Here is a 24375-nt window from a genome sequence, read left to right as displayed (position 1 = left end):
GCCTCCGGATCAGGCAGTCGGACAGTGCCTCAGGCGGTCAGACAGCGAGAGCCCAACAGTGCTTTGAGGTCACCGTAGAGACTCGGATTCGGGTCGACTCGGATGGCACGATCCAGCCGCATCACCGTCTGCCTGCCCGGCTGTGAGAGGACCAGGTGCACATCGGTCTGCCCCTTGTGCGATTCGAGGACCCGCAGCAGCTTCGACGCCATCTCCTCCGTCGCCTTCTCCATCGGGAGCAGGAGATTGAGGGGCCGGTCCTTCGGATCCGTGACATCGGGGATCGTCATCGACATCGCCATCATCGACGTCGGTCTGTCGTCGGAATGACGGATCCGACCGGTCAGCGAGATGACGAGGTCGGTGGCCAGCAGGCTCGCCACGGGTTCGTAGGTGTCACCGAAGAACATGACCTCCACTTCGGCATTGAGGTCCTCAACGTTCACGATCGCGTAGGGTTTGCCCGAGTTCTTCGAGACCTTGCGGGTGACCTGAGTGATCATTCCGCAGATCTTGACCTGCGATCCGTCGTGCCGGTGGGATTCCGGATCCACCACCTCGGCGATGGAGGCCTCCGACTCGGCCGCCAGGACGCCTTCGAGACCGTTGAGGGGATGGTCGGAGACGTAGAGACCGATCATGTCGCGCTCGAAGGACAGCTTCTCCTTCTTCTCCCATTCGGGCCGTTCGGGGATCGCCACGGAGAAGCTCGGCTCGTCATCGTCTCCGCCGAGACCTGCGAACAGGTCGAATTGGCCGTTGGCCTCCTGACGTTTGACTCCGATGACCGAATCCACGGCCTCCTCATGCACTTCGACGAGTGATCTGCGGGTCTGGCCCAAAGAATCGAAGCCGCCGGCCTTGATGAGTGATTCGATCGTGCGCTTGTTGCATACGTGGCTGGGCACCTTGTCGAGGAAGTCCGTGAAGGAGGTGTAGCTGCCCTTCTCATTCCGGGCCTCGACGATTCCGTCGACGACATTGGCACCGACGTTGCGGACCGCGCCCATGCCGAAGCGGATGTCCTCACCGACCGGGGTGAAGTGCAGAGCGGAGTCGTTGACATCGGGCGGCTGCACCGTGATGCCCAATCGTCGGCACTCGTTGAGGTAGATGGCCAGTTTGTCCTTGTTGTCGCCCACCGAGGTGAGCAGGGCGGCCATGTACTCCGCCGTGTAGTGGGCCTTGAGGAACGCCGTCCAGTAGGACACGAGGCCGTAGGCGGCCGAGTGCGCCTTGTTGAATGCGTAGTCGGAGAAGGGCAGCAGGATGTCCCAGAGCGCCTGAGCGGCGGCCTCGGAGAACCCGCGCTCCTTCATTCCTCCGAAGAAGCCCACCTGCTGCTTGTCCAGCTCGGACTTCTTCTTCTTGCCCATGGCACGGCGCAGAATATCTGCTTGGCCCAGCGAATAGCCGGCGACCTTTTGCGCGATCGCCATCACCTGCTCCTGATAGATGATGAGACCGTAGGTCGTGCCGAGGATGTCCTCGAGCGGCTCCTCGAGCTCCGGATGGATCGGAGTGACCTCCTGCTGACCATTCTTGCGCAGGGCGAAGTTCGTATGGGAGTCGGCGCCCATCGGCCCCGGACGGTAGAGGGCGATCGTCGCCGAGATGTCTTCGAAGTTGTCCGGCTTCATCAGCCGCAGCAGAGCACGCAGGCCACCACCATCGAGCTGGAACACGCCCAGTGTGTCGCCACGGGAGAGCAGCTCATAGGCGCCCCGGTCCTCCAGGTCGAGGTGCTCGAGGTCGAGGTCATAGTCGCGGTTGGACTTGATGTTCTCCACTGCGTCGGAGATGATCGTGAGGTTTCGCAGCCCCAGGAAGTCCATCTTGATCAGTCCCAGGCCCTCCGACGTGGGATAGTCGAACTGGGTGATGACCTGCCCGTCCTGGAAGCGGCGCATGATCGGGATGACGTCGATGATCGGGTCGGAGGACATGATCACCCCGGCTGCGTGGACGCCCCACTGCCGTTTCAGTCCCTCGATGCCCTTTGCGGTCTCAAAGGTCTCGCGCGCCTCAGTGTCCGAGTCGACGAAGGATCTGAACTCCCCCGCCTCGTTGTACCTCTTCGATTCGGGGTCTTCGATCTCGGCCAGCGGAATGTCCTTGGCCATCTCGGCCGGCGGCAGGGCTTTGGTCAGACGCTCGCCCATGGAGAAGGGCTTGCCGAGGACTCGTGCGGAGTCCTTGAGCGCCATCTTCGTCTTGATCGTGCCGTAGGTGACGATCATCGCCACACGTTCGTCACCGTATTTCCGTGTCACATAGTCGATGACCTCGCCGCGGCGACGATCATCGAAGTCGACGTCGAAGTCGGGCATGGAGACGCGGTCGGGGTTGAGGAACCGCTCGAAGAAGAGCCCGTGTTTGAGCGGATCGAGGTCGGTGATGCGCATCGCGTAGGCGACCATTGAACCGGCACCCGAGCCACGCCCGGGGCCCACCCGGATGCCGTTGTCCTTGGACCAGTTGATGAAGTCGGCGACGACGAGGAAGTAACCGGGAAAGCCCATCGAGATGATGATGTCGAGCTCGTAGTCGGCCTGTTTTCGCACATCGTCGGGGATTCCTCCCGGATACCGATATTCGAGCCCCGTCTGGACCTCTTTGACCAGCCAGGAGGTTTCGTCCTCGCCAGGAGGACACGGGAACTTCGGCATGTAGTTCGCGGAGGTGTCGAAGGAGACTTCGCACTTCTCGGCGATCTCAAGCGTGTTGTCGCAGGCTTCGGGGAACTCGGAGAACAGCGCACGCATCTCCGCTGCCGACTTGAGATAGTAACCGGACCCGGAGAAGGCGAAGCGCGAGCCTCCCTGGTCATAGGTAGGTTCGATGAGCTTCGAGCCCGACTGGATGGCCAGCAGTGCTTCGTGCGCCTTCGCATCGGATTCGTGGGTGTAGTGCAGGTCGTTGGTCGCGACCAACGGGATGTCCATTTCCTTGGACAGACGGATCAGGTCCTTGGTCACTCGCTTCTCGATGGAGAGACCATGATCCATGAGTTCGACGTAGTAGTTGTCTTTGCCGAAGATCTCTCGATATTTGCCCGCGGCGGCCTTGGCCTCTTCGTACTGTCCCAGACGCAGCCGAACCTGGACCTCGCCCGACGGGCAGCCTGTGGTGGCGAGCAGACCGTCGGAGTAGGTCTCAAGCAGTTCCTGGTCGATGCGCGGCCATTTTGCGGTGACGGAGTCGAGGGAGGCGTGCGAGGAGGCCTTGAATAGATTGCGCATGCCGGTGTTGTTCCGCGACAGCAGCGTCATATGGGTATAGAGGCCACCACCTGAGAGGTCGTCGCGCTTCTGCGACTCGTCCGTGCGCCACTTCACCCTTGTCTTGTCACGCCGATCCGTGCCCGGAGTGACATAGGCTTCGACGCCGATGATGGGTTTGATGCCGGCAGCGGTCGCCTGGGACCAGAAGTCGAAGGCCCCGAAGAGATACCCGTGGTCTGTGGTTGCGATGGCCGACATCCCGGAGGCATTGGTCGCAGCCATCAGGTCCGTGAGCCGGGCTGCTCCGTCCAACATCGAGTATTCGGTATGGACGTGAAGATGGACGAAATCGTCTTTCGGCACTGACAGCCTTCCCTGAGATATGACCTGTGTTGCGACCCCAGCTTAGACCATTGGGCACTCGACAAGCAGGGGCTTCGCTGCCATCTCGGCGTCCGAGGGGCGGTCGCTCGCCGATGTCCTGCTGATGCGTTCGGGCGCGCTCATACCGGCAGAGATCAGGGGGTGCGGACGCGATCGATCGCGTACTGCAGGTCCTCGGGGTACCCGCTCTCAAATTCGACCCATCTGTTCGAGTCGGGATGATGGAATCCGAGTTTGACAGCGTGCAGCCACTGACGTTCCAGGCGGAGATCCTTGGCCAGCGCTGGATCGGCTCCGTAGGGAAGATCCCCGACGCAGGGGCGCTTCAGCGCAGAGAAATGGACTCGGATCTGGTGGGTTCGCCCGGTTTCGAGGTGGACTTCCACCAGCGATGCTCGCCTGTGCGCTTCGAGGACCTCGTAATGGGTGATCGCGTTCTTGCCCCCACTGTGGACGGCATAGAGTCCGTCATGACGCGGGTTTCGAGCGATGGGGGCGTCGATGGTGCCGAGCACTGGATCGGGCAGCCCCTGGACGAGAGCGTGATAGGTCTTCTCCACGGTGCGTTCCCTGAAGGCACGTTTGAGCACGCTGTAGGCGTACTCGCTCTTCGCGATGACCATCAGTCCAGAGGTTCCCACGTCGAGACGCTGAACGATCCCCTGCCGCTCAGGCGCACCGGAAGTGGCGATTCTGAAACCAGCGGCGGCGAGGCCGCCGACGACGGTCTGTCCCTTCCACCCGAGTGCCGGGTGTGCTGCGACGCCGACGGGTTTGTCGACGACGACGAAGGCCTCCTCGTCATGGACGATCGTCATCCCGGGGACCGGGTCCGGCACGACCTCCAGGGGGCGCTGTGGCTCGGGCATCATGATGTCGAGGCGTTGCCCGGATTCGACACGGTCCGATTTTGCGACGACCTGTCCCGACAGCTGCACGCCCCCTTCTGCGCAGATGTCAGCGGCTGCTGTGCGAGAGAGCCCCAGCAGCTTCGACAGCGCAAAATCCACCCGCTGACCTTCAAGGCCCTCAGGTACCAGGATCGAGCGTTCAGCCATGTGTGTCCTCTCCGACCGTGCTCGCGTGCTTCGAGTCCGATCCGTCCAGTTCGATGCCTTTGAGGCTTGCCACCACGAGGGTGACAGCCGCTGCGGAGATCGCAATGTCGGCGACATTGCAGATGAATAATGACAGGTCGATGAAATCGACGACGGCCCCGTGCAGAAATCCGGGCTGCCGGAACAGCCGATCCACGAGGTTGCCGAACAGTCCGCCCAACAGCAGACCGAGCCCGATCGCCCAAGCTACGGAGCCCAGTTTCCTCGACAGGATGATGATCGCGGCGAAGACAGCGATTGCGATGAGGGGGAAGATCCAGGTCATGCTGGAACCGAGCCCCAGTGCCGCCCCGGGGTTCCGGTAGAAGTCGAATCCCGCCAGAGTGCCGATGACAGGCACCGGTTCCTGCCCTTCGAGGAATCTGACCGCGAGGAGTTTGGTGAACTGATCCACCACGAGGACGATCACTGCTATGCCGAACAGCATCCCGAGCATTCTGCGCCGACGGGGTTTCGTCTCGGTGGCATCATCGTTCATTTGGCTCATTCTAGCTCACTGCTTGACGACTCGATGGCACCGAAGCCCGCGCTATGCCACACCTCACGGGGACACTGACAAGGTCCGGGATCTCCATGGAGTTCCCGGACCTTGAGCGTCTGTTGCGAGGAATCAGAGTTTGTGATTCGACGAAGAACCGAAGGAGTTCCCGTCCAGGGTCTCCGGTGCCAGACTTGTGGAATTCTCGAGATCGCGCAACTGGTCGTTGAGGTAGCTCTTGAGACGCGTCCGGTACTGACGCTCGAAATTCGACAGCTGGTCGATCGAACGCTCGAGGGTCGACTTCTGCGTTTCCAGGGTCGACAGTGTCTCGTCGCGTTTCGTCTCAGCCTTGCCGACGATGTCCTTGGCTTCGGTCTCCGCATTCTTGATGAGCTCGTCGCGGCGACGTTCACCCTCTGTGACGTGTTCGTCGTGAACACGCTGTGCCAGAGCGATGAGTCCGTGGGCGTCGCCGTCCCCGCCGATGCTCGAGCCGAGGCCCATGCCTGCAGCGGTGCCTGCAGCAGTGCCGGCAGCAGCTGGTGCTGCACCATTGGCTGCGGGTGCGGATTGGTTGGGGGCGTTGGTCTGCGGAGCAGGAGCTGCTTCCTTGACCGCCGGTGCCGATGGCTGCTCGGTCGATTCCGGAGCAGCCGGAGCCTCTGGGGCCTGCGCCTTCTCCGGCTTCGACGCATCCGCGTCCTTTTGGGAGGAGGGAGACGGCACCGCGGCAGGCATGGCCTGAGTGGCGTCGATGTCCTGCGCGGGTGCGGCAGCAGATGCGCCGCCGGCGTCAAGTTCCTTGACTCGCTGCTCGGCGGTGGAGAGCTTCTGACGAAGTTCGTCGTTCTCCTGGTAGAGACGGCGGATCTCTACGACTACCTCATCGAGGAAATCGTCGACTTCATCCTGGTCGTACCCGTCGCGGAACTTCACATGCTGGAACCGCTTGTTTACTACGTCTTCAGGCGTGAGCGCCATGAGGTCACCTTTGGTCGATCTACATTCATTACGCTGCCGCCATAAAGACGGCTTCAACGTCACATTAGCGTAACACCTGCAGTTTTGTCCTGCAGAAATGCCGTGTAACGGACTCATATGACGAAGTTGTAATAATCGACCCTAGCAATACTCAGAACAGTTCTGCGAACTGAGGGTCCAGATCACGGGGCCGCTGTGACGTTCGCAACAGGCTCAGAGCCAGATGGCATCTCTGCACAGCGGACGACCCGAGCACCTTGATTCAGACAATTCGGAAGGCACCTTCTTGATTCAGGCGACTCCGTAGGCGAGGCTCCTGAGGAACGATGCGAGGATCTGAATTCCGATCAGCAACACGATGAAACCCAGATCCAGCGAGATCTGCCCCAGACGCAGTGGTGGGATCACCTTGCGCAGAAGACGGAGCGGCGGATCGGTCAGAGTGTAGACGATCTCGGCGAGGACAAGCAGGAAGCCGGACGGTTTCCATTCGCGTGAGAACACCTGCACGAGGTCGAGAACGACTCGTGCCAGGAGCACATAGACATAAAGACTGAGTGCGAGGGCGAGGATGTAGAAGATGGTGGCCACGTGGTTCCTCGTGCCTTTCTTTGGTGCTTACCTGTCGGAGCCCAGCCTATACGCTTGAGCTGAGGATGCGATCAGAATGACCTCGATGTGAGGTCAGACTCCTCAGCTCTGATTGAAGAAGCTGGCCTGGGTGTCCGGATCCGACTCGTTCTCGCCGCTGACTTCGATGTTCTCAGGCGTGAGGAGAAACACCTTGTTGGTCACTCGTTCGATGGATCCGTGCAGGCCGAAGATCAGGCCCGCTGAGAAGTCGACCAGGCGCTTGGAGTTGTTCTCGTCCATTTCGGAGAGATTCATGATCACGGGCGTTCCCTCGCGGAACGCTGCGCCGATCACCATGGCGTCGTTGTAGCTGCGGGGGTGGATTGTCTTGATGCGGTTCATGGAGATTCCTGGCGCGGGAGAGTCAACTGGACGAATCGGTGACGGGTGGATCGGCGTGACCTGAGCAGGGGGCCGTTCCTCGTCTTCGACATGGTCGTCGACGGGCTCTTCGTAGGTATCGATGACCTCGCGGTCACGACGGTCGATGGGCTGCTCGTCCTCTTCTTCGACGAAACCCAGGTATTCCAGCGTCTTCTTGATTGCTGACATTTCTCCACTCCTCGGCCTTCGGCACTTCCTCGCCTGCCGCCAAACTATCTCAACAGACCAGCCCGGCGGGTGAGTCTCATGGGTGTGTCGTGGGGTTTTCTTCCTGCAGCCAGACCACGCCCGCGAATCTGCCTGTGCTGGACTGCCTCCGGAAAGAGAACAGATCCTCGGACTCCCGTGTGCATGTGCGGGAGAAATGGTCGATGCTCACCCCTGCCCGGCGCAGCTGTTCCGCCACGGCTCCGGCAACATCGATCGCCGGCGTCCCGGTCACCGACACCGAGGCGGCCACCGGCTCAACGGCGGCGACTTCGTCTCTCAGCGTCGCAGGCACTTCATAGCAGCGCGGGCACACCGATGGACCGATGATCGCGTGGATGTCCGCGGCACCCTGATCCTGCATGGAGGCGATGGTGGCCGGCACGACGCCTGCTGCCATTCCGGGGCGTCCGGCATGGATCGCGCCGATGACTCCCGCCTCGGAGTCGGCGAGCATGATCGGGGTGCAGTCCGCCACCATGATCGCCAGTCCGATGCCACCGCGCGATGTGACCTGTGCGTCTGCTGTCACAGGCTCCTCGCGCAGCTGCTCCGGTGACTCGATGATGCGCACGTTCGTCCCGTGGACCTGGGACACGAAGCTCAGTCGTTCCCCACTCAGCCCGAGAACCTGAGCCAGAGCGGCCCGGTTCGCCGCGACCAGCTCGTCGTCATCTCCGACATGCCGGGCCAAGTTGAACGACGACAGGTCTCCCCTCGAGTAGCCGCCGTGCCGGTCGGTGAACGCCACGTGTGCGTTCGACCTTCCGGGGACGACGAATCTCGAGTGCAGCATCTTACTTCAGGAAATCCGGGATATCGAGATCGTTGTCGAGGCTCGAGGTGCTGCGCTCGTTGGGCAGGGAGGCCGGGATCTGATGCTCGTCGCTGCGAGTTTCGGGCTCGACGTCGGCTGCGGGCTCGGCTTCTTCGGCCGGAGCCGGCTCGACCTCTGCCGGAGCCGTGGCCATCGGAATCGAGGCAGGGGCGGCTTCACCAGCGGTGGATTCCTGACCCGGAACGGAGTTGTCGAATCCTGCGGCGATCACGGTGACGCGGCATTCGTCACCGATATTGTCGTCGATGACAGCGCCGAAGATGATGTTGGCTTCGGGGTGTGCGGCTTCCTGCACCAGACGGGCTGCCTCGTTGACCTCGAACAGTCCCAGGTCTGCCCCACCCTGGATGCAGAAGAGTACGCCATGGGCGCCGTCGATGCTGGCCTCGAGCAGCGGCGAGGCGATGGCGGATTCCGCAGCCTGGACGGCGCGATCATCGCCGGTAGCTGCGCCGATGCCCATGAGCGCGGTACCGGCATCCTGCATCACGGATTTGACGTCGGCGAAGTCGAGGTTGATCAGGCCCGGCACGGAGATGAGATCCGTGATGCCCTGGACACCCGAGCGGAGGACCTCATCGGCCGAGCGGAACGCGTCGACGACGGACACGCTGCGGTCGGAGATGGAGAGCAGACGGTCGTTGGGAATGACGATGAGGGTGTCGACCTCTTCGCGCAGTGCGGCGATGCCGGCTTCGGCCTGCGCGGAACGACGGCGTCCCTCGAAGGTGAAGGGGCGGGTGACGACGCCGATGGTGAGTGCCCCCAGGGAGCGGGCGACACGGGCGACGACCGGGGCCGCACCTGTGCCTGTTCCTCCACCTTCGCCAGCGGTGACGAAGACCATATCGGCACCTTCGAGCGCGTCGCGGATGGCTTCCTCGCTGGAGTCCGCGGCCTTGCGGCCGATCTCCGGATCAGCGCCGGCACCGAGTCCGCGAGTCTGGTCACGTCCGATCTCCAGCTTCACATCGGCGTCCGAAAGCACGAGTGCCTGGGCATCCGTGTTGATCGCGATGAACTCCACGCCGCGCAGCCCGACGTCGATCATCCTCTGAACAGCGTTGACACCGCCGCCGCCGGTACCGGCAACTTTGATATCCGCTCCGGATTGTGGGAATTCAGCCAAGTCGGTTCCTCTTTCGGCGCATCGTCCACGCATCATCTGCGTGCAAATTCGAAAAGTCTTCTTTGCCCTGAGGCTATTGTCCGGGGCAACACCACTGCAACCATTCTCGTCGGAGTGTCGGACATCGGCCAAACTTCAGGCCCGGTGTGTCGGCGGCAATCACGGGCAACCCGTCCGGTTCGGCGGGTTTTCAGTTCGTCACGGGCACCGACGGGACGGACACGTCGATCTCGGTCCGCCCGTCGGCCGCCAGCTGCATCGCAGTGCGCATCTTCAGGTTTGCGCTTGTGCTGTCACCGAAGACCACATTCGCCTTCGTCTCTTTCTTGTCGATGACCCCTGCGAGGCTGTTCTCGTCCTTCGCCTGGATCGAGGCCAGATCGGAGCGCAGCTCTGGTCGAAGTCCGGCCATGAATCGGATCACGGCCGCGACTGTCTCCTGGTCCGGAGCACCGCCGGACTCTTCGAGCACGGTCACGCCCTTGGGCGCATCGTCAACGGTGCCCAAGCTGACGGCTTCATCGTCGAAGAGCGTGAACCCATCGGTCGTCGTGATCGCCAGGACGGGACGTCGATCGGTGATTTCGATGCTCAGACTGCGAGGTCCCGAATAGTGCACTGAAGCCTGCTTCGCCCGTGGAAACTCCCCCAGGACCTTCTCCTCCACCGATCCCGGTCGCACCCGCGGCAGCGGTGTTCCGCCGTAAGCGTCGAGCACCGATTCCGTGACCTGCTCGTGGTCGATCAGCTGACTGCCCTCGACGCTGACCTTGTCCAACGCCAGCAGCGGGGTGAACCAGAGCAGGCCGGCAATGACGAGGACCGTCGCGACAGCGCCGATGAGCAGGAGGCGACGACGCCAGACCTGTTTCCGCCGTGCGCGGATGACCCCGGTGAGGTCCGCGGTGGAGTTGTCGTCGGTGCGCGGTTCGGGAAGGGGCACCACAGCGGTCAGGCCTCCAGAGCGGTGAGCAGCTCGGGTCCCAGGATCGTCACATCCCCCGCACCGAGGGTGAGCACGAGGTCGCCGGGACGCACACGCGCCGCGACATAGGGCACCGCTTCGTTGAACGCTTCGATGAAGGTCACGTTCTCGTGTGGGACACGATCGGAGATCAGCGCACCGGTGACACCGGGCACCGGATCCTCCCTGGCAGGGAACACATCAAGGACGACCACCTCGTCGGCCAGGCCGAGCGCTTCGCCGAATTCGGCTCGGAACTCCATCGTGCGCGAGTACAGATGCGGTTGGAAGATCGCCCACACCCGGCCATCGTCGGTGACGACGCCGCGTGCCGCACTCAGCACCGCCCGCAGCTCCGTCGGGTGATGCGCGTAGTCGTCGATGACCCGCACCCCGGCGGCGATTCCCCGTTCTTCGAACCGGCGCCGCGTGCCTCCGTAGTTTCCGAGACCACTCGCCGCCTTGGCCACATCGGCACCGAGGCTGTGTGCAACAGCGATCGCCGCCGTCGCATTGAGCGCATTGTGGGTGCCGGGTTGCCGCAGCGTCACCGGCAGTCCTTCCGTCTGTCCCGGCACGTCGAGGACGAACTCCGAGACCAGGCCCGAACGCAGGTCGCGCAGCCGCACGTCGGCGGATTCGGAGGTTCCGTAGAGGATGACGGAGGTCCCCTGCGCCCGGGCGTGCTCGGCGACGTCGAGCGAACCCGCGTCATCGGCGCAGGCGATGACTGTGCCGTCGTCGGCACCGATGCCGGCGCAGAATTCGACGAACGCCTCTCTCACCTTCTCCGGACTGCCGTAATAGTCCAGGTGATCTGCCTCGACGTTGGTGAGGATGCCGATCGTCGGTTCGTAGAGCAGGAACGATCCGTCCGATTCGTCCGCCTCTGCGACGAAGACGTCACCGGTTCCCAGGTGGGCGTTGGTACCGGTCGTCGACAGCACTCCCCCGATGACGAACGACGGATCGAGCCCGCAGGCCTGCAGCGCCACGGTCGTCATGGAGGTCGTGGTGGTCTTGCCGTGGGTGCCGGCTACGGCAACAGCTCGCCTGTCGGCCATCAGCGAGGCCAGCGCACCCGACCGGTGCAGGATCCGCAGGCCCTTCCGCTCGGCTTCCAAGAGCTCGGGGTTGTCCTTGCGGATGGCTGAAGAGATGACCAGGGTGTCGGCCTCGCCGAGGTTGTCCGCCGTGTGCCCGATCTCGACCCGGGCGCCCAGTGTCCGCAGCACGTCGACAACTGCGGATTCCTTCGCATCTGACCCGGACACTGTGACGCCGTTCATGACCATGATCCGCGCGATCCCGGACATGCCCGATCCGCCGATTCCGATGAAGTGGACGGCGCCCAGCTCTGTGGCCGGGACGATTTCAGCTGTGCTCATGTTCAACCTCTCAGCGCGTGCGTGACGATTGCGGCCATGGTGGTGGCGGCTTCGGTCGGATAGTGCAGATCAAGAGCTGCTCGGCTCATTGCGTCCAGGCGAGTGTGGTCGGTCACGAGAGGCAGGATCTGATCCGTCACGGTCGAGGGAGCGAAGTCCGCATTGTCGACGAGCAGTGAGGCGCCGGCGCTGACGCTGCCGGCGGCATTGAGACGCTGTTCGCCGTTGCCGATGGCCAGTGGAACGTAGAGTGCCGGGACCCCGACGACAGTGGCTTCGGAAACGGTCGCGGCTCCGGACCGTGCTACGAGCAGGTCAGCGACGCCGTAGGCTCGGTGCATTCCGTCGACGTAGTCGACGACGTGGTAGTCGGGCAACTGGGCCGCCGCTGCCCGCAGGGTCTCATCCTTGCCGGCGCCGGTGATGTGCAGGACCTGCACTCCGCTTTCCTGGCACTGTGCTGCGGCGGCGAGGAATGCATCATTGATGCGCTGTGCCCCGGAGGAACCGCCGGTCACAACCAGGACGGGCCTGTCATCGCTGAGGCCGAGGTCGGCTCGCCACGCCTGTCGCTGGGCGGAATCGCTGCGGTCGAGTTCCGAGATCTCGGTCGGCATCGGCATGCCGACCAACTCCGAGTTGCGCAGCTTCGTATCGGGGAAGGTTACCCCGACCATTCCCTGCTTCGTCAGGGCAGCGCCGAGGCGGTTCGCCATTCCGGGCTTCGCATTGGCTTCGTGGACGATCAGGGGGATCTTCGCCTGTTTGGCCGCGATGAAGGCGGGCGGGCAGACATAGCCGCCGACTCCGACAACGGCCCTGACATCGCGTTCGGCGATGATCTGCTTGACGTGTGAGACGTTGGCGGCGAATCGTTTCGGGAACTTCAATGCGGCCGGGCCGATCGAACGCGGCATGGGGACCTTGTCGATGGTCAGAAGTTCGAAGCCGGCCTTCGGAACGATGTCGGCCTCGAGCCCGTCTGCGGTTCCGAGCGCGAAGACCTCCCAATCGGGATGGGTCTCCCGCAGCTCACGACCGATCGCCAACATGGGCGAAATATGGCCGGTGGTGCCTCCACCGGCAAGGAGAATGCTCGTCATCTCACTTCTTTCTCTTTCTGGCCAGTACGGCGAACGACGATTTCACTCGATCTTTGTGCACCTTGATCGCAGCCGAGGCTCCGTCCTCGGTTCTGGCGAAGGACAGAATCACCCCGACCGCCAGCAGAGAGGCGACGATGGAGGACCCTCCGTAGGACACGAACGGCAGTGGAAGCCCGATGACCGGCAGAATTCCGGTCACGACGCAGATGTTGATTGCGGCCTGTCCGATCAGCCATGCGAAGAGTCCGGCCGTGGCGATCTGGATGAACCTGGACTTCGAACGCAGAATCACCCGGACCAGTCCGCAGGCCAGAGCTGCGAACATGAGGATGACAGCCAGCGACCCGAGCAGGCCGAGCTCTTCACCGATGATCGCGAAGATGAAGTCGTTGTGGGCTTCGGGCAGCCAGGACCATTTCTCTCGGCTGGCGCCGAGCCCGACGCCCAGCCAGCCTCCGGAGGCCAGCGAGAACAGGCCGTGGTTGGACTGCCAGGCCTGACCTGTGACGTCGGAGGCAGTCTGCTCTGCGTGACCGGTGAGTGCTGCGGTGATGCGTCGGAGCCGGTTCTCCGAGCTGAAGACGAAGAACGTGGCCACGGCAGCCAGCGACCCGAAGAGCAGGAGGAAGTACTTCCAGGGGAAGAAGCCGATGAACAGACAGGTGAGGGCCATAGCCATGAGCACCAGTCCAGTGCCGAGGTCATTGCCGCCGACGACGAGACCGAGGGCGATGACGATGCCCGGGACGACGGGGATCATGGCGTGGGCGAAGGTCGTCATCTTTCCGTATTTTCTGGCCAGAACGTACCCCAGCCACACGGCCAGGGCGATCTTGAGAAACTCCGAGGGCTGCAGCTGGAAGCCGCCGAACTGGATCCAGTTGGCATTGCCCTTCGTCGACTTGCCGACCCCGGGGAGGAAGACAAGCGCCTGCAGGAAGATGCCGAGGCCCAGCGCGGGCCAAGCCAGCCTGCGCCACCAGTCCAGCGGGACGACTGTCGCGACCGTCATGAGGACGATGCCCAAGGCAACGAACCCTGCCTGTTTGTTGAAGTAGGCGAAGGATGATCCTTCTCCTCCATCGTATGAGGTGATCGACGAGGCGGAGAGGACCATGACGAGCCCGAGACATGTCAGTGCAACGACCGAGACCAGGATCAGGTAGTAGGTCGTGAGCGGGTAGGCAGAGACTCGCGCGTACTCCCGGCGCACCGTTGACAGCATCGCCCGGCCGGCTCCTGCCCGCGGCTGATTCGACGTGTCGGTCGCTCGGGTGCTGTGGGCGCTCGTCGACTGTTTCCTGCTGCGTGGCGTGCTCGCGCCAGCGGTCTTCTTCGGCACGCGCTTCTTCGCAGCCGACTTCTGCTGAGTCTGCGGCTTCCGCCTGGCCTGCGGCTTTCCGGGCGCAGTCTTCTTCGCATTCGACCTCGAACTCGACGAACTCGAGGTGGGCTTCTCTGCGGTCTTCTTCGCCGCGGCTTTCGAGTCTCCCGCGCGGCTTACGGCGGGTTCTGCCGACTTGCTCGAGCCCGGACGGCGGCGTGATTGTGACTTCGCGGTTGCCTGCCGTCCCATGTCAGCTCCCCAGGTGAGCGTGGACAGCCTGGGTGAAGAGTTCACCCCGAGTGTTGTAGTTGAGGAACTGGTCCATGCTGGCTGCCGCAGGAGCCAGCAGGACGGCGTCGCCGGAGTGGGCGATGCCTGCGGCTGCTTCCACGGCGGCAGCGACCACGGCTTCACCGCGGCGTTGGGGTACGCCCGAGTCCACTGCGAGTGCAGGTTCGATCCGGATCACCTCGAGATCGGGGACAGTCGCCGCTATGGCCTCGCGGAAGGCGGAGTCGTCGGTTCCGATGAGCACGAGTGCCCTGAGCCTGTGTCCGTGTTCGGCGAACAGTGACGTGAAGTCGGCCCCCTTGGGCAGTCCCCCTGCGATCCATACGATCGAGTCGAAGCTGCCGAGTGAGGCATTGGCCGCATGGGTGTTCGTCGCCTTCGAATCGTCGATCCAGCGAACACCGTTGCTGTCAGCGACGCTCACCATGCGGTGCGCTCCCAGCGAGTGGTTCTTCAGCCCTTCGGAGATGGCCTGGCCGGGGACTCCGATGCTGCGAGCCAGAGCGGCGGCGGCGAGGGCGTTCGAAACCTGGTGGGCTGCCGGATCCCGGCCGGGGGCTCCGGTCGCCGTGGCCACATCGTCCAAGGATGCGAGTTCGGCGGCAGAGGAGTAGCGCTGGGGGATGAATGCTCGGTCGACCAGCATGTCCTCCACCACGCCCAACTCCCCCGGTCGCGGGATGCCCGTGGTGAAGCCGATGGCCTTGGCCCCGGCGATGACGTCGGCATCCTCGACCATGTGCAGGGTGACCTCGTCGGCGACGTTGTAGATGCACGCGGTCTTGGCTTGGTGGTAGATCGCGGCTTTGTCCGCTTCATAGGCATCGGCGCTGCCGTGCCAGTCCAAATGGTCCGGGGCGATGTTGAGCACAGCGGCAGAATCGGCACTCAGCGAATACTGCCAGTGGAGTTGGAAGCTCGAGAGTTCGATCGCCAGGACCTCGAGCCCGGGTTCGAGCACGGCTTCGAGCAGCGGTGCTCCGATGTTTCCGCAGGCCTTCGCCTTCAGGCCGTGGGCCAGAAGCATGGATTCGAGCATCGTCGTGGTCGTGGTCTTGCCGTTGGTGCCGGTGATGGCCAGCCATTTGGCATCGTTGGTGCCGCGGATCCGCCATGCCAACTCGACTTCGCCGATGACGGGGACGCCCGCCTCGGTGGCGGCCCGGAGCAACGGGTGGTCCGGCCTCCAGCCGGGTGATGTCACAACCAGATCGAGCGGTTCGTCGGGCAGCGTCGTCACGTGCTCGTCTCCGCGTCGGATGTCGACATCGAAGACTTCGAGGATCTGTGCCTTCTCGCTGACGTCCGCCTGGTCATCGCCGTCGACGACGATCACGTCAGCCCCGCGTTCACCGAGGTGGACGGCAGCGGGGAACCCTGTCACGCCGAGACCGGTGACGAGGATCCGCAGGCCGTCCAGCGACGAGCTGGGTCCCACGAGTGCGGCCGGGACCGCCTCGGCGTTCGGGTAGTCGATCTGGGGGTTCTCAGCCAATGCGAGACACCCATTCGGCGTAGAAGAGGCAGATTCCGGCGATGACGAACAGCGCGGCGATGATCCAGAAGCGAACCACGATCGTGACTTCTGCCCATCCCTTGAGTTCGAAGTGATGCTGGAGCGGAGCCATGCGGAAGACGCGTTTGCCTGTGGTCTTGAACGAGATGACCTGGATGATCACCGAGAGTGTGATGATGACGAAGAGTCCGCCGAGGACGAGGAGCAGAAGTTCGGTCCGGGTCATGATCGCCAGACCGGCGATCGCGCCGCCGATGGCCAGAGAGCCGGTGTCGCCCATGAAGATCTTCGCGGGCGAGGTGTTGAACCACAGGAAGCCGAAGCAGGCCGCTGCCATGGCGCCGGCGACCATGGCCAGGTCGCGCGGGTCGCGCATGTAGTAGCAGGCGCTGGTGGCTTCCGACATCAGGTTGCAGTTCTGTGTCGACTGCCAGGTGCCGATCACCACGTAGGCCGCGAACACGACCACCGAGGCGCCTGCCGCCAAACCGTCGAGGCCATCGGTGAGGTTCACGGCGTTGGACACCGCGGTGACGATGAGGTTGGCCCAGATGACGAAGAGAATGAGACCGAGCACAGCGGATCCGAAGGCCAAGTCGAGGTTGGTGTCGCGGACGAACGAGATCTTGGTCGAGGCAGGGGTCTCTCCGAATGAGTTCGGGAATTGCAGCCCCAGGACCGCGAAGGAGATGCCGACGAAGGCCTGGCCGATGAGTTTGGGCACTGGTCGCAGACCGAGGGAACGCTGCTTCTTGATCTTGATGAAGTCGTCGAGGAAGCCGACGACGCCGAGTCCTGCGGCCAGCCACAGGACGAGGAGTCCGGACGCGGTGGGCACGGACCCTGTGAACAGGTGTCCGAGCAGGTAGGCCAGGATGGCAGCGCCGATGATGACGACACCGCCCATGGTCGGGGTGCCGCGCTTCGTGGCATGCGAGGTCGGGCCGTCGTCACGGACGAACTGGCCGTAGCCCTGTTTGACGAGAACACGGATGAACAGCGGTGTGCCGACCAGCGCCAGGATCAGTGCCAGGCAGGCGGCTAACAGTACGGCGATCATTGGCCCCCCGATACACCGGCGATTTCATCTCCGAGATAGCGCAGACCCGCGTCTCGGGAGGATTTGAACAGAACGATGTCGCTGGGCGCCAGCTCTGCATTCAGCAGATCCTTCGCCTCGACTGCGGTCGCGACCCAGGCCGCTTCGTTGCCCCATGAGCCTTCGAGGTTCGCCGCGTTGAAGATCGGCTTCGCTCCCTCGCCGACGACGATGGTGCGAGTGATGTTCAGCCTCACGACGAGTTCGCCGATGTCGGAGTGGGCGGAGATCGATTCGTCTCCGAGCTCCAGCATCTCGCCCAGGACGGCGAAGGTCCGACGTGGCCGGCTGTCTTCGTCGCCGCGGCCCATCGACGCCAGCGTCTTCAGGGAGGCCCGCATCGATTCCGGGTTCGCGTTGTAGGCGTCGTTGAGCACGGTCACGCCGGATGGAGAGTCGATGAGCTCCATCCGCCACCGGCTCGCAGCCGAGGAGGTCGAGAGAGTGGTCACGATGGATTTCGTTCCCACCCCACAGGCGTGAGCGATGGCCGCCGCGGCAAGTGCGTTGCCCACGTGGTGTTCGCCGATCAGCGCCAGGCGCACGTCCTGTGCCTCTTCGCCCGGCAGGTTCAAGGTGAATGTGGCGTGCCCGGAGGAGTCGGTGGTGACTCCCGTTCCCTGGACCGTTGTGTCCTCGTCGCCGATCCATTCGGGCAGCGATTCCCGTTGTGAGAACCAGAGCGTGTCGACCTCGGGAGACAGCACCTCGCGCATCCCGGCGACTCGTGAGTCATCGGCGTTGAGAATCGCGACGGATCCCGCGGTCAGGGACTCGACGAGTTCTGCCTTGGCGCGGGCGGTGTTCTCGATCGAGCCGAACACGCCGGAATGGGCGGTGCCCACGGCAAGTTCAACGGCGATGTCCGGACGGACAAGGCTGGTGAGGTAGGCCAGGTTGCCGATGGAACGGGCGCCCATCTCCAGCACCAAGAACCGTGTGCTCTCACCCGCCCGCAGTGCGGTCAGTGGTACGCCCACCTCGTTGTTGTAGGAGTTGGGCGGCCACACCGTCTCCGCCTCGCCTGCCAGCAGATCGGCGGCCAGATCCTTCACAGTGGTTTTGCCGACCGAGCCGGTGATCGCGATGACCGTGATCTCGCCGACCTCACGCAATCCTTCGACGCTGGACTTGGCCAATTGTCCCAGTGCTTCCGTGGCATCGGAGACGAGGACCGTCGGCAGCGTCGCATCGTCGAGGGTGGGAACGGATTCGCCGATGATCAGCGCCGCGCCGGCTTCCACTGCTGCTGCTGCGAATTCGATGCCGTCGAAGGACTCACCTCGGCGGGCAACATAGATATCGCCGGGTCCGATTTCTCTCGAATCGGTCACCACTCCGGCGGACAATATGGTCTCGGGGTCAACGCCGTACAACTCGCCGGAGACGGCGGTTGCGATTTCGGCTGCAGTCAGTCGCTTCATATCAACTGTGAACTTTACCTGTTTGTACGCCGTCGAGTCGCGCGCTCAACGCTGAGCGTGTCTTCGACCGGTCGTCGAAGTCGGTCACGACGCCCGCAGCGGACTGTCCGGTTTCGTGTCCCTTCCCAGCAATGAGCACGGTTGTGGAGGCCTCGGCAGTGGCGATCGCCTCGTCGATGGCGGCTCCCCGTTCTGCCACTTCAATGACTTTCTTCACACGTGCGCGTCCGGTCTCAATCTCCGCGTCTATGCCCTCCCTGATGGCGGCCCGGATCGAGTTCGGGTCCTCGGTGCGCGGATTGTCGTCGGTGAGGACGATCACATCCGCTCCCCGAGCCGCGGCCTGGCCCATTCCGAATCGCTTTCCCCTGTCACGGTCGCCGCCGGCACCGAAGACGATGACCAATTCGTCACTGTCTGCGCGCAGAGACTCCAGGGCCTTCTCGATCGCATCCGGGGTGTGCGAGTAGTCGACGATCGCACGGGGCAGGTGCTGCGGATGCGATTGCCGCTCGGCGCGCGGGCCGCTGACATCGATGATCTCCATCCGTCCGGGAACCGAAGCGCTGAATGTCCGACCGATTGCTCTGAGCTCAGAGGCGGGGATTCCGGCTTCGAGCAGCATGGCTGCGGCCAGTGCGGTATTGGTGACGTTGAAGTCCCCGGGCAGCGGTGAACGCAAGGCGATGCCTTCGTCTTCGAGCCCGTCGAGATGGAGGATGAAGTCGGAGGCTCCCGGAGTGTGTTCGATCCGAAGTTCGCTGCGATCGTCACGACCGAGAGTGCGCACCGGCACCTGCGCGGCCTCGACCATCTTCTCGCCCCATCTGTCCTCGACGACGATGACTGCGGTGTCGGAGAAGGCGCGGGTGAACAGTTCGGCCTTGACGCCGAAGTATTCGTCCATCGAATGGTGGAAGTCAAGATGATCCTGGGAGAGGTTCGTGAATCCGGAGACCGCGAAGTGCGCCCCGTCGACACGGTGCTGGCTCAGGGCATGCGAGGAGACTTCCATGGCGCAGGTGTCGACGTCGGCGGCACGCATCTTCGCAAACAAGGCATGCAGTTCGGGAGCCTCGGGGGTCGTGCGCACGCTCGGCTCGGTCACACCGGCAATGAGTGTCGCAACGGTCCCGATGACACCGGTGCGATGTCCGAGAGCCTCCAGCATCCCGTCGACGAGATAAGTCGTCGTCGTCTTCCCATTGGTCCCGGTCACGCCGATCAGCTGCGGCCGCCCCGAGGTGCCGTACACGGCGGCCGAGACGAACCCCAGGACCGACCGCGGGTGCTCCACGATCAGCCCGGTCACCTCGGCGAGGGCCTGCGGATCGACTCTCTCCGTGATCATGTCCCAGCCGCCTGCATCGGTGAGAATCGCCGTGACTCCGCGTCCGATGAGGTCCGGTGCGAACTTCGCCCCATGGACGTTCGCGCCGGGCAGCGCGGCATAGAGCTGGCCAGGCGATACCGTGCGCGAATCATGAGAGACTCCGCCGACCTCACGGTCGGGATCTCCATGGATGGTTCCAGGGGCTGCCGGCAGCAGCTGTGAGATACGCATTATTTCCATTCTCGAGCAGGTAGCTGGGGATCCGCAGTCGACGGAGGGATCTTGAGGTGCCGCATGGCGAAGCCGGCGACGTCGGAGAACACTGGAGCGGCGGCGCTTCCACCGTAATAGCCGTTTCGAGGCCGCTGCAATGTCACGGAGATCGCAAGCTGCGGGTCCTCGGCGGGCAGAACACCGACGAATGAGGCCGTGTATCCGTCGTAGCCGCCGCCTTCTGCTGCCGGGGCCTGCGCCGTTCCCGTCTTGCCCGCGACCCGGTACCCGGAGACCGCAGCCGATTTACCGGTGCCTTCGGCGACGACGCCTTCGAGCAAGGTCAGGGTTTGGTCAGCGGCCTTCTTGCTGATGACCCTCTCCGGTTCGCTTTCCGGCTTCGGGATCGTCTTCCCGGACGGGGAGACCATACCGTCGACGAGGGTCGAGGGAACGTGGACTCCGCCATTGGCGATGGTCGCAATGACGTCGGTGGTCTGGAGTGCGTTGGCTGCCACACCCTGCCCGAACATCACCGTGTACTTGGTGCGGCCGTCCCAATCCTTGTAGGGGTGGAGGATGCCGGCGGTCTGGGCTGGGAAGTCGATACCCGACATCGACCCGAACCCGAACTTCTTCAGGTAGCCGTAGCGCTGTTCCACCGAGAGCGCGTTCCCCGCCAAGAGGGTTCCGGTATTCGAGGATTCGGCGAGAATTCCCGCGAACGTCAGCTTCTCGTCGGGGTGTGGTGACGAGTCACGGAACTCCTCACCGTTGGGTGCCTTCCATGTGTCTGGGACGGTGAATTCCTGTTCGGGAGTCACGAGTCCCTGGTCGAGCAGAGCCGCGGCAGTGACCATCTTGGCCGTCGACCCCGGCTCGAAGACGTCGGTGAAGATGCGGGATCCACGGTCCGTCCCATCCACCTTGCCCGGCGAATTGGGGTCGACGCTGGGGGCATCGGCAGCGGTGAGGATCTTGCCGGTTTTGATGTCTTTGATGACGATCGATGCGGATTCCGCCTCATGTTCCTTCCGCTGTTCCTCGATCGCCTGCTGCGCATAGTACTGCAGCGCCGGGTCGATCGTCGTCTGCAGGCCCTTCCCATCGACCGCCTCGCGAATGTTGTTGTCGCCGAGGGGGATGATTTCGCCTCGTGCGCCGCGCTCGTACTGCTGCTGGCCGTCGCGGCCGCGCAGCTGTTCGTCGTAGGCCTTCTCCAAGCCTGCCTGGGGCCGGCCGTCGGAGCTGACGAATCCCACAAGGTTCCCGGCCACTGCGCCAGAGGGGTAGGACCGGACAACGTATTCCTCCGCGGAGATGCCGAGGATGTTGAGATCCTTCACCGCACGCCAGGTCTCGGAGGTCAGTCCCTTGGCAACGGGGTTCCAGCGTTTGTCGCCGACCAGCTTGGGATACAGCAGCCCGGGGTCGGTGTCGAGAGGTTTGGCGAGGGCTTCGGCAGCGCCCCACGCGCCGACCAGTTCTCCGTCGACCTCATACTGGGCCACGTTCTGCTGGTCAACGACAACCCGGTACCGGGAGACGGTGTCGGCGAGGACCGTGCCGTCGTCGGCCAGGATCTGTCCCCGCGCGGCGGGCAGGGTTTTGGTGACGAGCCTGTTGGACAGAGCCTTCTCGGCGAGTTTCATCGAATCCATACCCTGGATCGAGATCAGGCGTCCGGAGGTGACGAGGAGAACGAGAATGGACAGACCTGCGATCAGTGCCATTCGCAGACGCAGGTTGGGCTTGCCTCGTCCGCCTTTTTTCTTCACCCGGGTAGCTCGTGGTCCCATTGCACTGTCCTTGGTCCTTGCTTGTCGGCGAATACTGTCGGACTCGCCTTATTTCGGAGCTTCCTGAGCCGGTGCGGCGATGTCCTTGCTGGGACTGCCTCCGACTACCGGCAGCTTCTCATCCGATCGTAGATTGGGACGGAGGTCTTCACGGGTATCGGCACGCGGGCCGGGGATAACTGCCGGCTCCTTTTCTCCGCTGACGTCGATCGGAGGAGCATCGATGATCTTTCCGGTCTCCGCATCGAGGAACTCGGGCGAGGAATCACGGACCAGGCCGAGATCCTCCGCCGCGATCGAGATGTTCTGCGGGGACTCACGGTAGGAGTTGTCCTCGATGAGCCGATCCTTTTGTTCCGCCAGCTGCTCCTTCTCAGAATTCAGCTGGTCGATCTGGTACGAGGTGTGGGAGATGAAGATGTTGAGCAGCAGCACCGCGACGAGGGTGGCGACGAGAATCGCCACGCAGAGCATGGAGAAGGGAACTCTGGCCTTCGGCAGCTCGAATTTCAGGAGTTTGAGCCTCGGCGGAGCCAGACGACCTGCGGACTCTTCGAGGCTCCGCGCCCGTTCCGTGACGCGGGGTTGACGGACAGCCGTTTGAGCGTTCCTCACGATTGTGCCTCCCTGATCTTCTGTACTGCACGCAGCCGCACGCTCTTGGCGCGAGGATTCCTGTCTGCTTCGTCGCTGTCGGCCTGTTCCGCACCGCGGATGATTTCGGCCAACCATGGTTGGAGCTCCTCGGGAACGACCGGCATATCCGGCGGCGCCGAGGTGGTGGTCGCCGTACGGAAGATCTTCTTCACGATCGTGTCCTCGAGCGACTGGTACGACTCGATGACCGCCACTCCCCCGAGGTGCAGGGCCTTCAATGCTTCGGGCAGCGCGGTCCGCAGCACACCGAGTTCGTCGTTGACCTCGATGCGCAGGGCTTGGAACGTCCGCTTCGCAGGGTGGGACTTCTTCTTCGTCGGGGGCAGCACTCGTCCCAGCATCGCGGCCAGCTGCTCGGAGGTCTCCCACGGCGTCTGGTCGCGGTCAGCGACGATGATCTTCGCGATCCGGCCCGCCATCTTCTCTTCGCCGTACTCACGGAGGATGCGGCGAAGTTCGGTTTCGGAGTAGGTGGCCAGCACCTCGGCGGCGGTCAGGGCCTGGGTTCGATCCATCCTCATGTCCAAAGGAGCAGGACGAGAGTAGGAGAACCCTCGCTCTTCCTCGTCGAGCTGCAGGGACGATACCCCGAGGTCGAGGAGGATCGCGCTGATCCGATCCACACCGAGGTCGTCGAGGATCTCGGGGATCTCGTCATCGACTGCGTGGACGATGTCGGTACGGCCAGAGAAGGGCGCCAGTCGTTTCGTGGCGATGTCGATGGCTTGGGTGTCGCGGTCGACTCCGATGAGATGGACGTCGGGGAAGGCTGTGAGGACGGCTTCCGAGTGCCCTCCCATTCCCAAGGTGCCGTCCACGACGATCGGGGTGCAACCTTCTTCTCTGGCTGCTTGGACTCCGACCCCGATGAGCTCGACCACGCGCTCCAGGAGCACCGGTACGTGCTGATCATTCATGGGTGAGTCCTTTGTGGGGTGGTGGGTAGTGGGGGTGAACTGCTGGAGCCAGAACCTTGTCCGCCGCTGCCCTGGCACCGGGGAAGTGTGTCAGGACTGCCGAGCTTCGGAAACGGGGAAGTTCCCCGAAACTCGAACACGGCGGGCAAGGATCAAACCCGAGCAGAATCAGATCACTCCGGGAATCACCTCGTTCTCACGTTCAGCGAATGCCTGCTGCGCGCCGACCAGGTAGTTGTCCCATGTCGGTGAATCCCAGATCTCGACTCGGTTGCCCATGCCGATCACTGCGACTTCCCGATCAAGTGATGCGTACTGCCGCAATATGTTCGGGACCGTGATGCGTCCCTGTTTGTCCGGCTGATCCGCAAAGGCCGCCGACAGGAACACACGCTGGTAATCGCGAGCTTCCTTATTCGTCTTCGGTGCGTTCTGGATTCGCTCGTGCTCGGCTTCGAACTCCGTGGTGGGGAACAGGGTGAGGCAGTTCTCCTGTCCACGGGTCAATACGAGACCGGGCGAAAGCTCCTCCCGGAACTTTGCGGGCAGGATGAGCCGACCTTTGTCGTCGAGCTTCTGCAAATGAGTGCCCAAGAACATGTCGTCTCACCCCTTTCGAAACCCAATTGGCTCCGATAGCAACCACAGTACTCCACTCCCCTCCACCTATTCTAGTATTTCTTTCACTCGAGCTCCTGTGGACCCATAAAACCCCAGGTCAGACAGGTGGAGGAAAGTGGGGAAAATTTGCGACCGGCGAGTCGGAAACGGTGCTCAATGCCTCAATTCAGCTGCTCCCCGCGCCTCGACGGCCGCTCTGCGGGAAGGCGTTCAAGAGTCTGGAACCCCGACTTTCCGCGGAAGACCGAGGATCGGGAACCGCGTGGGGAGGAAAGTGGGGGACTCGGGTGGAGCGAAGTGGGGAGCGATGTGGGGAGAAAAGTGGGGAGGAAAGTGGGGAG

The 24375-nt window shown here is 63.2% G+C and carries 20 protein-coding genes; all 20 read right to left on the bottom strand.

Annotated elements, in window-relative coordinates; all coding sequences use genetic code 11:
- Positions 1 to 29: 29 nt before the first annotated feature.
- Entirely contained in the window at positions 30 to 3539 is a 3510-nt protein-coding gene (gene dnaE / locus L0G76_RS00490; protein ID WP_487246972.1) for a DNA polymerase III subunit alpha, read from the bottom strand.
- A gap of 203 nt (positions 3540 to 3742) precedes the next feature.
- On the bottom strand, positions 3743 to 4666 hold the full coding sequence (locus tag L0G76_RS00485; RefSeq protein ID WP_304355475.1) for an RluA family pseudouridine synthase: 924 nt from the start codon (positions 4664 to 4666) through the stop codon (positions 3743 to 3745).
- On the bottom strand, positions 4659 to 5204 hold the full coding sequence (locus L0G76_RS00480; protein ID WP_304355474.1) for a signal peptidase II: 546 nt from the start codon (positions 5202 to 5204) through the stop codon (positions 4659 to 4661). The genes L0G76_RS00485 and L0G76_RS00480 overlap by 8 nt, the downstream gene beginning before the upstream one ends.
- A 132-nt stretch (positions 5205 to 5336) precedes the next feature.
- Entirely contained in the window at positions 5337 to 6188 is an 852-nt protein-coding gene (locus L0G76_RS00475) for a DivIVA domain-containing protein (RefSeq protein WP_304355473.1), read from the bottom strand.
- Positions 6189 to 6479: 291 nt separating this feature from the next.
- Positions 6480 to 6779, bottom strand: coding sequence for a YggT family protein (locus L0G76_RS00470; RefSeq protein ID WP_092107659.1), 300 nt, complete (start codon positions 6777 to 6779; stop codon positions 6480 to 6482).
- Positions 6780 to 6881: 102 nt separating this feature from the next.
- Complete coding sequence (locus L0G76_RS00465; protein WP_304355472.1) at positions 6882 to 7373, bottom strand: cell division protein SepF; 492 nt, start codon at positions 7371 to 7373, stop codon at positions 6882 to 6884.
- Positions 7374 to 7449: 76 nt separating this feature from the next.
- The gene (gene pgeF, locus L0G76_RS00460; protein WP_304355471.1) at positions 7450 to 8163 is read right to left on the bottom strand and encodes a peptidoglycan editing factor PgeF; all 714 of its coding nucleotides are present in this window, start codon (positions 8161 to 8163) and stop codon (positions 7450 to 7452) included.
- Between the two features lie 46 nt (positions 8164 to 8209).
- Positions 8210 to 9379 carry a cell division protein FtsZ gene (gene ftsZ / locus L0G76_RS00455; RefSeq protein WP_304355470.1) on the bottom strand — a complete coding sequence of 390 codons (1170 nt, stop codon included), beginning with the start codon at positions 9377 to 9379 and terminating at the stop codon, positions 8210 to 8212.
- A gap of 190 nt (positions 9380 to 9569) precedes the next feature.
- Positions 9570 to 10325, bottom strand: a complete 756-nt coding sequence (locus L0G76_RS00450; protein ID WP_304355469.1) for a cell division protein FtsQ/DivIB — start codon at positions 10323 to 10325, stop codon at positions 9570 to 9572.
- Positions 10326 to 10330: 5 nt separating this feature from the next.
- Entirely contained in the window at positions 10331 to 11731 is a 1401-nt protein-coding gene (gene murC / locus L0G76_RS00445; protein WP_304355468.1) for a UDP-N-acetylmuramate--L-alanine ligase, read from the bottom strand.
- A 2-nt stretch (positions 11732 to 11733) separates the two neighbouring features.
- A complete protein-coding gene (locus L0G76_RS00440) occupies positions 11734 to 12834 on the bottom strand; it encodes a UDP-N-acetylglucosamine--N-acetylmuramyl-(pentapeptide) pyrophosphoryl-undecaprenol N-acetylglucosamine transferase (protein ID WP_304355467.1) in 1101 nt (366 codons plus the stop codon).
- 1 nt (position 12835) lies between these two features.
- Positions 12836 to 14413 carry a putative lipid II flippase FtsW gene (gene ftsW / locus L0G76_RS00435; RefSeq protein WP_304355466.1) on the bottom strand — a complete coding sequence of 526 codons (1578 nt, stop codon included), beginning with the start codon at positions 14411 to 14413 and terminating at the stop codon, positions 12836 to 12838.
- 1 nt (position 14414) lies between these two features.
- Positions 14415 to 15950, bottom strand: coding sequence for a UDP-N-acetylmuramoyl-L-alanine--D-glutamate ligase (murD, locus tag L0G76_RS00430; RefSeq protein ID WP_304355465.1), 1536 nt, complete (start codon positions 15948 to 15950; stop codon positions 14415 to 14417).
- Positions 15943 to 17031, bottom strand: a complete 1089-nt coding sequence (gene mraY / locus L0G76_RS00425) for a phospho-N-acetylmuramoyl-pentapeptide-transferase (RefSeq protein WP_304355464.1) — start codon at positions 17029 to 17031, stop codon at positions 15943 to 15945. The genes murD and mraY overlap by 8 nt, the downstream gene beginning before the upstream one ends.
- The gene (locus tag L0G76_RS00420; protein WP_304355463.1) at positions 17028 to 18494 is read right to left on the bottom strand and encodes a UDP-N-acetylmuramoyl-tripeptide--D-alanyl-D-alanine ligase; all 1467 of its coding nucleotides are present in this window, start codon (positions 18492 to 18494) and stop codon (positions 17028 to 17030) included. Before L0G76_RS00420 ends, mraY begins: the two co-directional genes overlap by 4 nt.
- A gap of 1 nt (position 18495) precedes the next feature.
- A complete protein-coding gene (locus tag L0G76_RS00415) occupies positions 18496 to 20058 on the bottom strand; it encodes a UDP-N-acetylmuramoyl-L-alanyl-D-glutamate--2,6-diaminopimelate ligase (RefSeq protein ID WP_304355462.1) in 1563 nt (520 codons plus the stop codon).
- Positions 20058 to 21839, bottom strand: coding sequence for a peptidoglycan D,D-transpeptidase FtsI family protein (locus tag L0G76_RS00410; protein ID WP_304355461.1), 1782 nt, complete (start codon positions 21837 to 21839; stop codon positions 20058 to 20060). Before L0G76_RS00410 ends, L0G76_RS00415 begins: the two co-directional genes overlap by 1 nt.
- Before the next feature lie 48 nt (positions 21840 to 21887).
- The gene (ftsL, locus tag L0G76_RS00405; protein WP_304355460.1) at positions 21888 to 22454 is read right to left on the bottom strand and encodes a cell division protein FtsL; all 567 of its coding nucleotides are present in this window, start codon (positions 22452 to 22454) and stop codon (positions 21888 to 21890) included.
- Positions 22451 to 23413, bottom strand: a complete 963-nt coding sequence (rsmH, locus tag L0G76_RS00400; protein WP_304355459.1) for a 16S rRNA (cytosine(1402)-N(4))-methyltransferase RsmH — start codon at positions 23411 to 23413, stop codon at positions 22451 to 22453. Before rsmH ends, ftsL begins: the two co-directional genes overlap by 4 nt.
- A 168-nt stretch (positions 23414 to 23581) precedes the next feature.
- On the bottom strand, positions 23582 to 24013 hold the full coding sequence (gene mraZ / locus L0G76_RS00395; protein ID WP_009883133.1) for a division/cell wall cluster transcriptional repressor MraZ: 432 nt from the start codon (positions 24011 to 24013) through the stop codon (positions 23582 to 23584).
- Between the last annotated feature and the right edge of the window lie 362 nt (positions 24014 to 24375).

The sequence above is a fragment of the Brevibacterium picturae genome, assembly GCF_030453725.1.
Taxonomy (GTDB): domain Bacteria; phylum Actinomycetota; class Actinomycetes; order Actinomycetales; family Brevibacteriaceae; genus Brevibacterium; species Brevibacterium sandarakinum_A.
The sequence above is the reverse complement of the archived record's forward strand: the minus strand, read 5'-3'. Positions and strand labels throughout refer to the sequence as shown.